This is a genomic window from Sorangium sp. So ce367, from assembly GCF_051520455.1.
Classification (GTDB): domain Bacteria; phylum Myxococcota_A; class Polyangia; order Polyangiales; family Polyangiaceae; genus Sorangium; species Sorangium cellulosum_B.
Map to the genome: position 1 here is coordinate 1,054,105 of NZ_CP150334.1, position 15,317 is coordinate 1,069,421.

At 68.8% G+C, this 15,317-nt stretch carries 10 protein-coding genes and 2 pseudogenes; 9 read left to right on the forward strand and 3 right to left on the reverse strand.

What is annotated here, in order from left to right; genetic code table 11:
* Positions 1 to 152: 152 nt before the first annotated feature.
* Positions 153 to 332, reverse strand: a pseudogene (locus WME97_RS04025) (AAA family ATPase); the annotation flags it as partial.
* 57 nt (positions 333 to 389) lie between these two features.
* On the opposite strand from WME97_RS04025, the gene WME97_RS04030 reads away from it, so the two are divergent.
* From WME97_RS04030 to WME97_RS04065, 8 genes are all read left to right on the forward strand, one after another.
* Positions 390 to 905: a hypothetical protein gene (locus WME97_RS04030; RefSeq protein WP_437549638.1), complete on the forward strand. Its 516-nt coding sequence runs from the start codon at positions 390 to 392 to the stop codon at positions 903 to 905.
* Positions 902 to 1,168: a hypothetical protein gene (locus tag WME97_RS04035; protein WP_437549639.1), complete on the forward strand. Its 267-nt coding sequence runs from the start codon at positions 902 to 904 to the stop codon at positions 1,166 to 1,168. The genes WME97_RS04030 and WME97_RS04035 overlap by 4 nt, the downstream gene beginning before the upstream one ends.
* A 580-nt stretch (positions 1,169 to 1,748) precedes the next feature.
* Complete coding sequence (locus tag WME97_RS04040; protein ID WP_437549640.1) at positions 1,749 to 2,465, forward strand: MXAN_6577-like cysteine-rich protein; 717 nt, start codon at positions 1,749 to 1,751, stop codon at positions 2,463 to 2,465.
* Positions 2,466 to 2,551: 86 nt separating this feature from the next.
* Positions 2,552 to 2,812, forward strand: coding sequence for a hypothetical protein (locus WME97_RS04045; RefSeq protein WP_437549641.1), 261 nt, complete (start codon positions 2,552 to 2,554; stop codon positions 2,810 to 2,812).
* Between the two features lie 329 nt (positions 2,813 to 3,141).
* Positions 3,142 to 4,074: an SDR family NAD(P)-dependent oxidoreductase gene (locus WME97_RS04050; protein ID WP_437549642.1), complete on the forward strand. Its 933-nt coding sequence runs from the start codon at positions 3,142 to 3,144 to the stop codon at positions 4,072 to 4,074.
* A 413-nt stretch (positions 4,075 to 4,487) separates the two neighbouring features.
* The gene (locus tag WME97_RS04055) at positions 4,488 to 4,886 is read left to right on the forward strand and encodes a hypothetical protein (protein WP_437549643.1); all 399 of its coding nucleotides are present in this window, start codon (positions 4,488 to 4,490) and stop codon (positions 4,884 to 4,886) included.
* A 479-nt stretch (positions 4,887 to 5,365) separates the two neighbouring features.
* Complete coding sequence (locus tag WME97_RS04060; protein WP_437549644.1) at positions 5,366 to 8,356, forward strand: DNRLRE domain-containing protein; 2,991 nt, start codon at positions 5,366 to 5,368, stop codon at positions 8,354 to 8,356.
* A 345-nt stretch (positions 8,357 to 8,701) separates the two neighbouring features.
* Positions 8,702 to 11,644 carry a penicillin acylase family protein gene (locus tag WME97_RS04065; RefSeq protein ID WP_437549645.1) on the forward strand — a complete coding sequence of 981 codons (2,943 nt, stop codon included), beginning with the start codon at positions 8,702 to 8,704 and terminating at the stop codon, positions 11,642 to 11,644.
* Between the two features lie 509 nt (positions 11,645 to 12,153).
* On the opposite strand, the gene WME97_RS04070 is transcribed toward WME97_RS04065, so the two are convergent.
* Positions 12,154 to 12,441 carry a hypothetical protein gene (locus WME97_RS04070; protein WP_437549646.1) on the reverse strand — a complete coding sequence of 96 codons (288 nt, stop codon included), beginning with the start codon at positions 12,439 to 12,441 and terminating at the stop codon, positions 12,154 to 12,156.
* A 154-nt stretch (positions 12,442 to 12,595) separates the two neighbouring features.
* Positions 12,596 to 13,216 (reverse strand): annotated as a pseudogene (locus tag WME97_RS04075) (thioredoxin); the annotation flags it as partial.
* 345 nt (positions 13,217 to 13,561) lie between these two features.
* On the opposite strand from WME97_RS04075, the gene WME97_RS04080 reads away from it, so the two are divergent.
* On the forward strand, positions 13,562 to 15,241 hold the full coding sequence (locus tag WME97_RS04080; RefSeq protein WP_437549647.1) for a GMC oxidoreductase: 1,680 nt from the start codon (positions 13,562 to 13,564) through the stop codon (positions 15,239 to 15,241).
* Positions 15,242 to 15,317: the final 76 nt, after the last annotated feature.

Here is a 15,317-nt window from a genome sequence, read left to right on the forward strand (position 1 = left end):
ACAAGCGTTAGCTCGTACTTGACGAGCTCGTACGTGTCAGTCATAACGCTTTCGATATCTCCAAGCTTGGCTCGTTCCGCTCGTGGCGTAATCGTCAGCCCGATTGAAAGCCGCTTCGCGCCCTGGCGTAACAACGCCGTGAGTCCGCCGTGGATGCCATGGAATTCGTCGAGGAACCGAGGCCCCGTCGTCCGTCGAAGAATTTCGCACGCTTCCAGGATGCTACTCTTCCCAGATCCATTGTCGCCAATAAGCACCGTAAGTCCGTTCAGGCGCAAGTGAACGTTCTGGATAGTGCGCAAGCCTTCGATGTGGAGCTCGGTGATAGGCACGGCTCCAAGGGAAGCGGAGGACGCTCACCGCGTCAAGCATCCGGGCTCCACGGTGGGGTGTCACGTTCGCGGGCGGCGATCGTCGACGGGCGTCTGCGGAAGGGCGGCCGCGTGCGGGCGCTCAACGCCGACGCGCGCGAGGCGCTCGCGCGGCTCCGCCCCGACGCGTCGATCGCGCGGTTTTTCCTGCACTTCCCGGATCCGTGGTGGAAGAAGCGCCACACGAAGCGCCTCGTGATGGGCCCGGCGCTGCTCGACAGCCTCGCGCGCCTGCTCGTGGACGGCGGCGAGCTCTTCGTGCAGACCGACGTCGAGGAGCGCGGCGCGCTCTACGCCGAGCAGATCGGCGCGCATCCCGCGTTCGAGCCGGCGGGCGACGCGCCCGGCTCGCCGCACCTCGCCGAGAACCCCTACGGCGCGAGGAGCCCCCGCGAGCACCACGCGATCGCCGACGGGCTGCCGGTGAGCCGGCTGCGCTACCGGAGGCGGCCGCGCGCGGCCGGCGGCGCGCGCCGCTGGATCCCGGCCGAGACGCGGGGTAAACCCGCGCGACGCGCTCGAAGGGGCGCGTGAGCCGGATGACGGCTACGCTGCACGTCATGCTTTCGATCCTCACGTGGACAACCGTCGCCGCGGCGATCCTCGCTCAGGCGTTCATCACGGTGCGCCTGTGGCGGAGCGAGCTGTACTCGCGCGACCAGAAGCTCCTGCAAAGCGCGCTGATATGGCTATTGCCGGTCGCGGGATCCTTCATTGTGTACTCGGGGTTGCGGCAGGAAGACGATGTCTCTCGGCCCACGCCCAACACCGAGATGGAGAGTGACGACGAGGAGTAGATGGAGAATGGCTGAGGAGTAGCACCGCGCGCTGCTCGGCAGGCGGTGCTAGAGCCCTGGGGATCCTCGCCCAGGCACGCACGGTGGCCGCTACGATGCTGCCGAATCGGGAGAGGGAGCCAAGCCTGCGCCAGGCGCAGCGCCCATCGCCGCATGTGCGTCGCCGACGCTGATCGTGGACCGATGCCGTCGCGGTGTCGCAAGCGTGGGAGTCGAGCGCCCCTACGCCGTGCGAAGGACGGGGCCGGTCGGCCGGTGTTGAGGCTCATGTGTCCTACAGCGATGCGGGCACACCTGGGATGGGGGACGCGAGGCTTCGGGTGAAGGGCTCGTCCTGGGCTCTCCGTGGTGCTCCGAACAGAGGCAGTCGTTCTTTCGGACCCGAGATGAGAAAAATCTGAGCCGCGCGCGCCGTCCGCAGCGACAGCGGTCCATGGGAGTCGTCGAAGCTGCCCAGAGCAAGCCATGATGTTGGCACGACTCCACTTACCTCTTACATCTGGAGGACGACATGCATCGTGCGCGCGTGAACATGGGGATCCTGGGTTGGCTGGCGGGCGTGGCCGTCTGTTCGGCACCGATGGTCGGATGTAGCGGCGGCGAGAGCACCCAGGCGGAGGCGAGCGCCACGTCAGGCTCCACCACCACGAGCACCGGTAGCGCTACCGGCGGGAACGCGGGGAGTGGCGGAGACGTGCAGGGGGGCACGGGCGGGCTCGGGGGCGCTGGAGGGCAAGGCGGGAGCGGTGATGGAGGCGCGGGCGGCACCGGCGGCGCGGGTGGCACCGGCGGCGCGGGCGGGCTCGGGGGGGCCGGAGGGCAAGGCGGGAGCGGTGACGGCGGGGCGGGTGGCACCGGCGGGGCGGGGGGGCAAGGTGGCCTCGACGGCTCGGGGGGACAGGGTGGGGCCAGCGAATCTCCGTGTCCCCCGACCCAGACGTTCTGTGATCCCGCGTGCGTCGATACGCAGACGGACAGCATGAACTGTGGGGCTTGCGGCACCACCTGCAAAGCGGGCTCGACCTGCCAGGCCGGCGCCTGCACATGCCCGCTGGCAGGGCAGACCTACTGTGATCCGCTTTGCGTCAACACGAACCTCGATCAGTTCAACTGCGGGGCGTGCGGCAACACGTGCGGCGGCGGCTCGTTCTGCACCGCTGGCGAGTGCACGTGCAACGCGGGGCTGGCGTACTGCGGCAACCGATGCGTGAATCTCAGCAACGATGAGAGCAACTGCGGAGCGTGCGGCACCGTCTGCACCGACGGACAGAACTGCGTCACGGGCATCTGTCGCTAGTTCCGCGTGTCAGAGATCCCGCCAGAAACACCGGTCGATGACGAGCGGTCGCCGGGCTCGCCTGGCGGCGCCCGAGCCACGTCCGCATGGTCATCGCCTGCGCCAAGTACCGCGACGCCGGCGCGGCGGACACTGCCGAGCCGACGATCGTGACCGCACCGCTGCCGCCGCAGATCCTGCCGCGCGCGCGCGCTCGCGACACCTTCGCTCCTGACCTGACCGACCTCGCGCGTTCGCAGGTGACCGAGCTCGTTCCACACGAGCTCGGTGCCGTCTTCGTCATAAGCCCCGTCGAGGAAGACCACGTGCGAGCCGCTCTCCGCTGGGCGTTTCCGACACGAAGTTAGCCAGTTTCCCTTCTGGCGCAGACAGCGCAAATCGCTCCGTCCGCCGTTGCGGAAGGCTCGCGAGCGCTTCCGGCGGAAACATCGCCCTCACGAGGTTGATCCCCGGGCTCTTGCCGTTCCCGCCCTCGCCAAATAGAATCGGGCAGCGCTGAAATCTGACGGCGTCGCCAGCGTAATGTAGATAATATTACATATCCGAGTGAACTCGTTGGATCTGTTGGTATTTATACGCGGATCAGTGGATCGTACTTCTTGTACGTTATGCCAATTGCCGGTCGTTGGTGGAAAATTCTTGACAGGCCGGAATGGCTTCGCGCGGGCTATCCTCGGTGGCACGCCAGCGCGAACGCTTGGACGGCCTCGAGCTCGTCAAGGCGAGCCCGCGGCGCCGCGAACGTCGCGACGAGCACCGGCGGCCCCTCGGGCCGCTCCTCTTCGCCGTCGTCCCGTCAGCTGGAGACAGCCAGTTTCTCGATCCATTCCAATCCTTATTACACGGAGTTAAAATTACCATGCTCAGCAATAAAGTCGTTTTGATCACCGGGGCCACATCGGGAATCGGGGCCGCGACAGCGATCGCGGCGGCGCGGGCCGGCGCCAAGGTGGTGCTGGCCGCGCGACGCCAGGAGATGGGCGACGCGCTCGCGGCCCGCATCAAGGTGGAGGGTGGAAACGCGCTGTTCGTCCGCACCGACGTCACCGTCGAGGCGGACATCCACGCTCTGATCGAGCGCACCGTGGAGGTCCATGGGCGGCTGGACAGCGTCTTCAACAACGCCGGTATCGCCACCGCGCTCGGGCCGCTCGCGGACGTGCCGGTCGCCGATTACCTCGCTCTCATGCAGGTCAACCTGCACAGCATCTATCTGTGCATGAGGTATCAAGTGCCCGTCATGAAGAAGGGCGGCGGCGGCTCGATCGTCAACTGCGGCTCGATCGCCTCCACGGTCTCTGCGCCCGGGTTCGGCGTCTATGCCGCGACCAAGCACGCGATCCTCGGCCTCACCAAGTCTGCGGCCATCGACTACGCGGCGGACAAGATTCGCGTCAACGCCATCCTGCCCGGCCCGGTCGAGACCGAGATCTGGGATCATATGCAAAGCGGCGAGCAGGTGCTCGACGCCTTCGGCGCGGCCACGCTGATGAAGCGGTACGCGCACGCAGACGAGATCGCTCGACCGGCGGTCTTCCTGCTGTCCGACTGGTCGTCGTACATGACCGGCACGCAGCTGACCGTGGACGGCGGCTACACCGCAGTGTGACCCGGGGCAGCGCGCCTCGGAAGATCCAGGCGCGCTGCCGGCACCTCGCCGCGACGACGCGTGGGCGAAGGTCGAGCAGTGGAGCCGTGAAGAGGGGGAATTCGAGAAGCGAGCGGCGTTCGCGCTGCTTTCTCTGCTCGGCGAGCCGGCGAGGCCTTGCCCGGCGGGGAGTCCTCCGCGGGTCGCGACAGAAAGCCCCGCGGATCGGAGCGAAACCCCCACCCTGTCGAGGCTGCACGAAGGGTGATACTCCTCTGCTGAAGGCGGTCCGGGCGACCGTCCGCCTGAAGCCGGGGGCGCCCTTCGTGCTTGGCTGTCGGACCGGAGACGATCCGCTGCTGAGGGCCGTCGAGGACCGGCGGGCCCTCGCGGAGGGGCAGCCGCCCGAGGCGGCGGAGCAGCGACGGAAGGCCATGGCGTCGTTGAAGATGCCGGCCTCGGACGCCGAGGTCTTCGCGCTCCTGGCCCGGGCAGGCTTCATCGCGCCTCGCCTGATAACCCTCGGCACAGCGCTCGATCAGGACTGGGAGCGGCTTTTTGCTTGCGGAGTCGCGGTGTCGCCAACGAAGCGCGCGACCTCCATCGCGTCGCGGGGGCCGCCGCCGAGCCAGCCAGCGCGGGGGCAGGTAAGTAAAGGTCGTTGGCTGGCCTGGATAACCCAGTCGCGCTGGGTGTTCACCAACACTTCTGTGGATTTCGTCTGCGTTCATACACTCAAGCGGGCGGACGGTCGCTTCTCTATACCTTGCTTCACACCGGCGGGCGGCCTGAGCACTTCAGTTCTGCATCGAAAATTTATAGCCTTGATGTGAATAGCGACCGAAGTGTGCGACCTAATTGGCGGTCGTTTGATCCTGGAAAGTATTTCGTCTTGACCGGACATGTCGATCCGGGAATAGAGTCGTTTCACGAGAGCGCCTGTATCCGCACCCTCTGGTGCTGGATGGTCTGCACCGATGGTTCGCGGCGCGAAGGCATGCAGCGGGAGGCTCCTCTTCTGCCCCCTGGTGCCTTCGCCCGTCACGGTCCTGTCCACCGCAGCGGTTCGACGACGCCGGGGGAGAAGAAGCCACGCATTCGATTTCTCGATGCTTTGGGTCGCGGTCGTTTGCCGCCGGGAAGCTCATCACCTCGCTCGTGGTGATGTCGATCGTTGAGCGCCGCTCGATGAGGACGTGACCGCGGAGGGGCCGCGCAGGCCCCGATTCGAAGTCAGTCGCCGAACGGGTAACCCACAGACGAAGCAAGTCTGCGACGGGGCACGTGTGTGCCTTCCGTCAAAGGAGACTCAATGCGTAGAATCAGTCACCTCCTTCCCTTGGCGTTCTTGGCCGGGAGCTCCGGCCTGCTCGGCTGCCTGGGCGTCCCCGATTCGGACGAGCTGGATGAGCTGGCCGAAGAAGACGTGGGCGCGAGCGAGGAGATGCTGGTGGCGCGCCCCGCCGCGCGGCTCATCTTGACCGACTCGGTCATCGCGCGCCTGAAGGCGCGCGCCGCGGCTGGCGACGCCGCCTGGACGGCGTTGAAGAAGCGCTGCGACGATTACACGACCGGCACGATGCACCCGCCGAACGGCAGCACCTACCCGGGCTACCCGAACGTCGGGCAAGGCTATCAAGGTGACGAGTATCCGCCGGTAGTGCGCGCGCTGGGCATCTGCTATCGCGTGACGACCGACACGGCCGCGCAGGCTCGCTACGGCGAGGCCGGCGTTCGCCTGCTGGAGGCCATGAGCACCCCGGTCGCGTCCGGGGGGCAGAAGCCGTCGACGGACCTGGGTTACGGCATCCGAAACTACGTGGTCGGAATGGCGTTCGGCTACGACTGGCTCTACCCGGCGCTGCCGGCTGCGACCAGGACGCGCCTGGTCGCTTCGATGAACGCGTGGATCGACTGGTACGACGAGAGCGGGTTGATCAAGAACGACCCGATCGGTAACTACTTCGCCGGCTACTACCTGGCCAAGACCGCGGCGGCGCTGGCGACCGAGGGCGAGAACGCCAAGGCCAGCGTGTACTGGAACGACGTCGTGACGCGCATGTGGGGACAGCTCGTGAAGCCGAAGTTCACGAGCATGATGGCCGGCGGAGGCTGGCCGGAGGGCTGGGGCTACGGCGGCAGGGCCGTCTTGTACATGGTCGAGGCGCTGTGGGCGACCAAGACGGCGACCGGCCTCGACTGGTGGAAGGAGCTGCCGCTGGCCCGCGAGCAGTCGACCTATGCTCGGTACTTCACGTGGCCTTCACTCAAGCACATGGACGACCAGGGCACGATTCGTGCGGGCATCAACATGCGTCCTTCTGCGGCGATGTTCCTCGGCCTGGCGACCATGCTCGAGCAGCAGGGTGACACCTCGGCCGCCGTCGCGCGCGGCTTCGCCGCCGACGTGATCGCGGCAGCAGGCGACGACTCGGCGCCGTGGTCCAAGTTCTTGTACGGCGATCCGGCCGCCGCCAGGAGCGGGTACCAGTCGAGCGGCTTGTCGCACTTCGCGGCCGGCCCTGGCCACGTCGGCATGCGCTCGTCCTGGGACAAGACGGCCGTGTGGGGGGCGCTGTCTGGCGGCGCGTACATCAACGCCGCCTACTCCGGTGAGCAGATGTTCAACGCCGGCGGTCTGAGCGTGGTGGTCGGCGATCAGCCGGTACTGATGAACGCCACCGGCTGGCTGCCCCAGAACTGCGGCAACGCCTGCGAGAACCTGGTGAACGACGACAGCTACGGCACGAGCCAGCGCCGGCTGCACAATACCTTCTTCGTCGACGACGCCACGAACCGGTACAACCCCGGACAAAATTCGCTCTCGCCGGTCGATTCGAACGCCCATGTAGAGCGGTACGAGGACCGCGGCGCGTTCGTGCGCGCGCGCGCCACGGGCCTCGGAGACCAGTACGGCAGCCCCACGGTCAAGCCGGTCTCGCAGTTCACGCGCGACGTGGTGTTCTTCCGTCCAGGCAGCTTCGTGCTGTTCGACCGCACGACGGTGGCGAAGGCCAGCGCGGACCAGTGGATGAGCTTTCACACACCCGTGGCGCCGCGTCAGGTGACCACCGCCGACGCGACACAGAAGCGCTTCGACGTCGTGGTGGGGACCACGCTGGTTGGAAGCGTGCGCGCGCTGCTGCCGAAGAGCGCGAGCACGACGACGACGACGCTGCCGGCTTCGACGGCGCGGCTCGAGGTGCACGCTCCGGTGCGTGCGGCGGCGCAGCAGTGGCTGACCGTCGTCTCGGCGGGCGCGACGCTCGGCGAGCAAACGCGACTGTCGGCTGCGGACGGCAACGTCATCGCCGGCAACGTGGTGGGCGTCGAGCTTTCGGCGCCGCAGAATCAGGTCGTGCTGTTCTCGGCCGATCAGGCCGCGACCGGCACCGTGTCGAGCGCGGAGTACCTGGTCTCGCAAGCGGCAGCCGAGCATGTGCTGGTCGATGTTGCGCCCTCGAGCTCCGGATACGCGGTCACGGCCGTCGCCTCCGGCGGAAAATGGCGCATCCGCGTGAGCGCGGGCGGGGCGCTGCAGGTGTCGGGCGCCAGCAAGACCTTGAGCTTCAAGGTCAGCGCCACCGGCGCTGTCACGGCGGGCTCCTCGACGCCTCCGACGTCGACGCCGACCACACCGTCGCCGCCCACCGAGCCGACGCCGCCGACGCCGACGACGCCGACCGAGCCGACGCCGCCGGCGCCCAGCGGTACAGCGCAGACGCTGACCTTCACTCAGGGCGTCAATGGCTACACCGGTGTGCAAGATCTGAGCATCTCCAGTCTGAATTACTCGTCCAGCAACCCTGTCGGCACGGTCTACAGGACCAACGACGTGCTCCTCGCCGACACGCGCCGCTACACCACCAAGGCGCTCATTCGTTTCGACGTATCGCAGATCCCCACAACCGCCACGGTGACGGCCGCCACGCTCGCCGTGACGTTCGAGAGCTGGATCGGGCCGCAAGCCATGAACGGCAACTTCATGAAGACGCCGTGGAGCTACGGCTCCACGACGCTGGGCTTTTCGAGCGGGGGCGCGGGCAGCAACTGGACCGCGCCGGGCATCGGCTCGGGCGACGTGCAGGGACCGACCTTTCAGTTCCTGAACATCGACGACAGCGGCTATCAGCGCAGATCGATCGCGCTCGACCCAGGCAGCGTGCAGAGGTGGGTCCGGAGCAGCGCCGCCAATCAAGGCCTCGTGCTCGCCAACACCGCGACCGGCAAGGATCTGCGCATCTGCTCGAGCGAGGTGGCCAATGTCGCGAGGCGTCCGACGCTCTCGGTGACCTTCCAGTAGCGCCGCGCAGTCGAGAAAGGTCCTCCCGGACCGCAGTCGCTGGCCTCCTCGGCGACCCGGGGTACCAAGGTAAGATTCAGACGGCTTGGCGCGGGGGCGGTCCGGCGCGGGCCGCCACGGCGTCTGCGTGTCATGCTGGCCCAGACACCGCGCCAAGGCACGCTGCCTCTTGCCGGCCGTGCCCTGGCCCATGCTGCCGCGAAAGGAGCTCCGAACCTACCTCGCTTGACGACGCGCTGTTCCAGCCACCGCGTCGCGGGACGACACCGCCGCGGTGGCTCGCTTCCATCCTACCAAGGAGCGTTCGTGCGACTGTCATTCTCTTCGGCACATTGCGTCCTTGCCTTGGTCACCGGGCTCACGGGCATGCTCGGGTGCTCGGACGACCCTGGTCCCGGCAGCCGCGCGCCCGACGCGGGCGCGCCCGGCGATCCCGACGCGGGCGCGCCCGACGGCAGCCCGCCCTCCTCCGCGACGTTCGGTCCCCTCGGCGATCGGCCGGATCTGCCCGTGGACGGGCGGCTTACCATCGGCGGCCTGCTCGCTGCCGTCGATGTCGTCCAGGACAGGGACGGTAGGCCCCATATCTATGCCGAGAACCTCGTGGACGCGATGCGCGTCGAAGGGTATCTGACGGCGCGCGACCGCGCGCTTCAGCTCGAGATCTTGCGGCGCACAGCCGAGGGGAGGCTCGCAGAGCTCTTCGGCGACATCGATCCCACCACCATCGATCAGGACATCGCGCTCCGCCATGTCGGGCTCGGTCGGATCGCCAGGGCCCAGTACGACGCGCTCCCCGAGGGGGAGCTCCGCCAGATGCTCGACGCGTACGCGGACGGGGTGACCCAGGTGTTCAGGAAGATCCGCTCCGGGGACATCCTCCTCCCCGAAGGCGCGACGGGGATACCCGCCAAGGCGTTCACCGACTGGAGCGGCGTCGACTCGCTCGCGATCAGCCGCTTCCAGAGCTACCTCCTGTCGTTCGACGCCGAGCTGGACATCACCATGCAGCAGCTGTTCGACGCCGCCCGGACGACGTTCGCGTCGAGCAGCGCCGATCCGCTCGCGCAGAAGCGCGCCGGCTTCGAGCGGGACTTCCTGAGGTTCGCCCCCTCCGAGCCCGCGGTGACCAGCAGCGGCTATCCCGCCTCCCCGGCGCGGGAGAAGGCGCAGAAGGCGGAGGACAAGGCGGCGAAGAGGGCGCTTCGCGCGCCACGACCGGGCCGCGCCGCGCCGGGCCGCGCGAAGCTCATTTCGTCGCTGACCGGCTACCTGAGCGCCGTCCAGCGCGCCAGGAGCAAGGTCGCCCCGGAGGGCTTCGGCTCGAACAACTGGGCCATCCACGCGAGCCGGAGCGCGACGGGGCACGCGCTCGTGGCCAGCGATCCCCACCTGTCGCTGAGCGCGCCGGCCGTCTGGTATGCCGTCTCGATCCATGTCACCGCGCCTGAGGGCAAGGACGCGAGCCGCGATGTTCACGTCGGGGGCGTCACCTTCCCCGGGATTCCGGGGATCATCCTGGGCCACAACGAGCACGTCGGGTGGGGAGCGACGGTCGCGATGTACGACGTCACCGATGTCTATGCCGAGAAGCTCACGCCCGACGGCAAGGCTGTGCTCTTCAATGGCAATCCAGTGCCCCTCCAGACGGTCGAGGAGGTCATCGCGATCGCTGGCAGGGAGCCCTATACCTACCGTGTCCCGATCGTGCCCCATCACGGCCCGCTCCTGCCGACCATCGTCGAACACGCGGTGGTGGATCCGGACCCGGCCGTGGGGGCGCTCAGCGTCCGCTGGACGGGGCTTGCGCCGACGAAGGAGCTGGAGGCCATCTTCGGCCTGCTGCGCGCTCGCTCGGTCGATGATGCGCAGGAGTCGCTCTCGAAATTCAGCGTCGGGGCGCAGAACTGGGTGATGGGCGACACCGCGGGCGACATCCTCTGGACGACGCACGCGGCGATCCCGACGCGGTCTCCTGAGGCGTTCGCCTGGGACGCGGCCACCTATACGGGCGTCCTCCCCTGCATGGTGCTCCCCGGCGACGGGACCGCGGAGTGGACCGGGGTGCTCCCCGAGCACCTCATCCCCCGGGCGAAGAACCCGCCGGCGGGATACCTCGCCACGGCGAACAACGACCCCATCGGGGACTCCCTGGACAACGATCCATCGAACGGCACGCTCCCCGACGGCACCCCGATGTACCTGGGTTGCAGCTTCGACATCGGGTTTCGCGAGGGCCGCATCCAGGAGCGGATCGATGCCCACGCGGGACCTCTGTCGCCGGAGGATTGCGCGGCGATCCAGGGCGACATCAAGTCGGCGCTCGGCGCGAGGCTCGTGCCTCACCTCCTCCGCGCCGTGGACCGCGCCGAGGCGGAGCGCAAGACGCCCGGTACTCACCCCGATCTGAGCGCGATCGTCGCGGACGCCGCATATGACCCGCAGCGCATCGCCGCCCTGCGGGTGCTCCTCGACGGCTGGGGCAAGGAGGCGGACTACAAGGCGGCCGCCGGCATCGATCTCGACACCGCCATGCCGCTCGCGGACGAGGGCGATGGCCCCGGCGCGATCGACGCCCGCGCCTCGGAGGCGACCTTGGTCTTCAACCTCTGGCTCGTCCGGGTGGTGCGCCGGGTGCTGGGCGACGAGCTCGACCGGATGGGCTTCCCGTCGTTCTCCCGGGAGCTGTCGGCGAAGGCGCTCCTCCACCTGTTCTCTGCCGATCGGGAGCAGCTCGCCACCTTCGATCCGGCCGTGCAGGACAGCGCGCTGTGGGACGACATTGGCACGCCAGCGGTCGAGTCCAGGGACGAGCGCGTGCTGCGCGCCCTGCTCGACGCCCTCGCCTGGCTCGAGCAACAGGGGGGCTCCGGGGCTGCGGCGCCCCGCTGGGGCGCCTTTCACACGGTCACCTTCGACGCGCTCGTCCCCCTCTCCAGCAGCCTCAGCATCCCTCCGCCGAGCGATCCGCTCTGGAGCGGCGGCTTTCCGCGCGGCGGCGACGAGTTCGCGGTGGACTCCTCGGATTACCGCCTCTCGTGGGCGCTCGACGAGTCACCGGATTTCCGGTACGTCCACGGCCCGTCGCAACGGCTCGTCGTGGAGCTCGACCCGGCGGGGCCGAAGGCGTGGAACGCCATTCCCGGAGGCAATGTCTGGGACGCCGAGAGCCCGCATTTCCGCGATCAGGCGGAGCTCTGGCGAAAGAACCAGACGCACCTGGTGCCGTTCCTGCTCCCCGACGTGATCCAGGCGAAGGCGTCGCGCACGGTGGTCGAGGCGCCATAGCCGGCGCGGCCACCGCGAGCGTCGCGCGCGCGAACGTCGGCATCGTGGCCGCCACAAAGGAAGAGCTCCTGACAAGAAACTTCCGCCAGTGGTGCCCTGGTTTTTTCGTTGAGCCGAACGAGAACGCTCGGGGTACGTACAGGTATGAGGCGGGAATCCTTATTTCTTGCGAGGGTTGCTGCGGTCGCTGCGGCAGCTCCGGCGGCGTGCTCGGCTTCGGGGGAATTTCCGAGAGGAGGGGCGGGCCGTCGAGGATCGGCTGGGGCATCCGAGGTCGTGCTCGCCTTTGGCCTTCACTTCCGGATAGCGTCTATTCTCCTCCTTCCCCATCCTGCGGGGGAGCGGGACCGCACGGCCCGCGATCAGACCCAGCGCTCCGCGTTCAATCGTCTCTTCGAGGCGGTCGCGCACCAGCTGGCGAATGCGCGGATCGAGGCCTGGGACGACCGGTGGGGGGACGCCGCGCCTCCGGATGGCGCGCAGCCGCCCTGTGGCTCGGAGCCGGGCGCTCACCCCTCCCGGCGCGCCGCTGTCGCGTCGCGGCGCTCCGGCTCCGCGCCGCCGCCGCGGGCGACCGCACGCTCGTCGGGAGGAGGCCGCCACGCGCCCCACAGAAGGCCCGCCGACGCCTCCTCGCCTCCTGGCTCGGCCGCCGCCGCGCGCAGCGCCTCCCGGGGCGCCCCCTGCGCCTCCACGGGCGCCGCGCCGGTCACCAGCAGCGCGCGCTCCTCGCTCCGCGCAGCGACCGACGAGGCCAGCTCGCCGCGCCGCGAGCCGCCCGGGAGCGCGCCGAGCACGTGGGCGCCCGCGCGCCGGTCCGCCTGACGCCGATCATCTCTGCGCCTCGCTCCCCTCCGTGGGCGCGACGCAGAAATCCGCCTCGGCGCCGTATCCCTGGGCGCCGCGGAGCTCCACAACCCGGTCCCGGCCGAGGGGCGCCGCGCCGAGGACGCTGCCGCCCGGCGCGCGCAGGTTGGGGTCGTGGCGCAGGGCGGCGCGCGCGGCGTCATCGAAGCCCAGCTCCTCGACGTGCTCGTGGGCACGCCACTCCCATACGATGTTCCCCTTCCAGTCCACCTCGATGATCTTGTCATCGAGCAGCGGATGCTCGGAGATGGCGAAATTCTGCACGTTCTCGTGCACGAGCAGGAACGTGCTCCCCCGGTCGACCAGCGGGTCCTGGCCGGGCGCGTAATAGCCGACCGGATTGCCCTGCCGCTGGAAGTCGTGGTGCTGGCGCGAAAGCCAGCGCGGCGCCGCGCCGGGATCGTGGATGTGCTCGAGGCGGTCGAAGCGCCACACCACGTTGCCTTCCCAGTCGACCTGGACGAGGTCGATCTGGTCCTGCGCCCCGTGCCGCGGGTCGCGCTCCCCGGTGCTGCCGAACACCTGTCCACCGGGCAACAGCTTGTTGGGAAACCCGTGCAGCCCATTCCAGAGCTGCACCTCACGGCCGTTCATGTCGATGAGCAGCGCGCCCAGCCCTGCAGCCTGGAAGATCGTATAGCCGTTCCAGCTCCGGTCCGGGTCATAGAGGGTGACCCCGGTGGGGTAGATGGTCGGATGGCCCATGGTTCGCGTCTCCTCGTCCGCGGTGGCGCTACGCACGGGGCGTACCAGCGGTGAATGCCGCGGGGGGAGGTGTTGCGCCGGGCGCCGGCGCGCGGGCGCTGCTGCGCAGCGAGCAGCCGACCAGCACCTTGCGCTGGCCTGGGCGCACCGCGGACGTCGCGAGCGTCCTCCGGCCGCCGAGATCCCCGCCGAGGTGTGCACCTCTCCAGAACGGCGCGCCCCGCTCTCGGCGACGCGGGAGGGCGTGCGCGCGGTCAACGAGGCGCGAGGCGCGAGGGCGAGCCGCGTCCGCCGGTGGGCTCTGGAGACCGGCTGGGCCATACTCCCCCCCGAGAAGCGGGTGGCATGGATTTCGACGTCGACTTCGCCATCGTGGGTTCGGGCTTCGGCGGCAGCGTCTCCGCGCTGCGCCTCACCGAGAAGGGCTACAGCGTCACCGTGCTCGAGTGCGGCAAGCGCTGGCGCAAGGAGGATTTCCCGAAGACCAACTGGAATGTACGGAAGTTCCTCTGGGCGCCCACGCTGCTCTGTCACGGCATCCAGCGGCTGACGCTGCTCAGCGACACGCTCATCCTCTCGGGCGCGGGCGTGGGCGGCGGCTCGCTGGTCTATGCCAACACCTTGCTGGTGCCCCCGCCCGAGGCCTTTGCCAGCCCCGGCTGGCCGGCCGGCACCAGCTGGCGCGACGAGCTGATGCCCTTCTACGAGCTCGCGAAGCGCATGCTCGGCGTGACCGCGAACCCGAAGCTCTGGCCGGCCGACCGTCAGCTGCGGCAGATCGCCGACGAGATGGGCCGGGGGGACACGTTCCACGTCGCCAGCGTGGGTGTCCTCTTCGCGAGGGAGGGCGAGCAGGAAGGGCAGCGCGTGCCAGACCCGTTCTTCGCCGGCGAGGGCCCCGATCGCACCACGTGCGTCCACTGCGGCGGATGCATGGTGGGCTGCCGCTTCGGCGCCAAGAACACGCTCGATCTCAACTACCTTTATCTGGCCGAGAAGAAGGGCTGCACCATCCAGCCTGAGACGATGGTCACCGCGATCGAAGCGCTCCCGGGCGGCGGCTACGAGCTCACCCTGGAGCGTTCGACCGCGCTGCTCAGGAAGCGGCGCCGCACGCTCCGGGCGCGCGGGGTGGTGCTCAGCGCCGGCGTGCTGGGCACGGTGAAGCTCCTGCTGAAGGCGAGGGCTGAGGGCCGGTTACCCCACCTCTCCACGCAGCTCGGCAACTACGTGCGTACCAACAGCGAAGTCATCCTCGGGGTGACAGCCAGGGACGACCGGGTCGACTACTCCCGTGGCATCGCGATCGCGAGCGGCATCTACCCGGACGCGCGCACGCACATCGAGCCGGTGCGTTACCCGGCCGGCTCCGACGTGATGGGCGCGCTGGGCACGGTGCTCACCGACGACGCGCCGGGCCTGCCGCGCTGGCTGCGCTGGCTGGGCCGCCGGCTGCTCCACCCCATCGACCTGATCACCGGGCTCCTGCCGTTCAGGTTCGCGAGGCGCTCCACGATCCTCCTCGTGATGCAGACGGTGGACAATTACATGCAGCTCGCCTGGAAGCGCGGCGGGATGACCACCCACAGACCGCCCGGCCAGCCGAAGCCACCAGCGTACATCCCCGTCGCCAACGAGGTTGGCAAGCGGCTCGCCGTGCTGATGGACGGCACCCCGCGCAACGCCATCAACGAGGCCGTGCTGAACGTCCCGACCACCGCGCACATCCTCGGCGGCTGCGCGATCGCCGACAGCCCGGAGCGCGGGGTGATCGACCAGCGCAACCAGGTGTTCGGCCACGACGGCCTTTACGTGGTCGATGGCTCGATGGTGCCCGCGAACCTGGGCGTGAACCCGTCGCTCACCATCACCGCCATGGCCGAGCGGGCGATGAGCAAGATGCCGCCGAGGCGGGACAACCCCGCCTTCACCGGGGCGTCCAGAATGCTCGAGGCGGCGGCGCCCTCGAAAGGCCAGGCCACGATAAAAAACGGTTGCGAGGCGAACAAGATTCCTTGTAGGTAGAGAATGTGGTGTGCGTGGTAGTGCGCGCCACGCAAAGGCAGGGGCAGCTTGGGCTCTCGACAGAAGATCGGCGCGG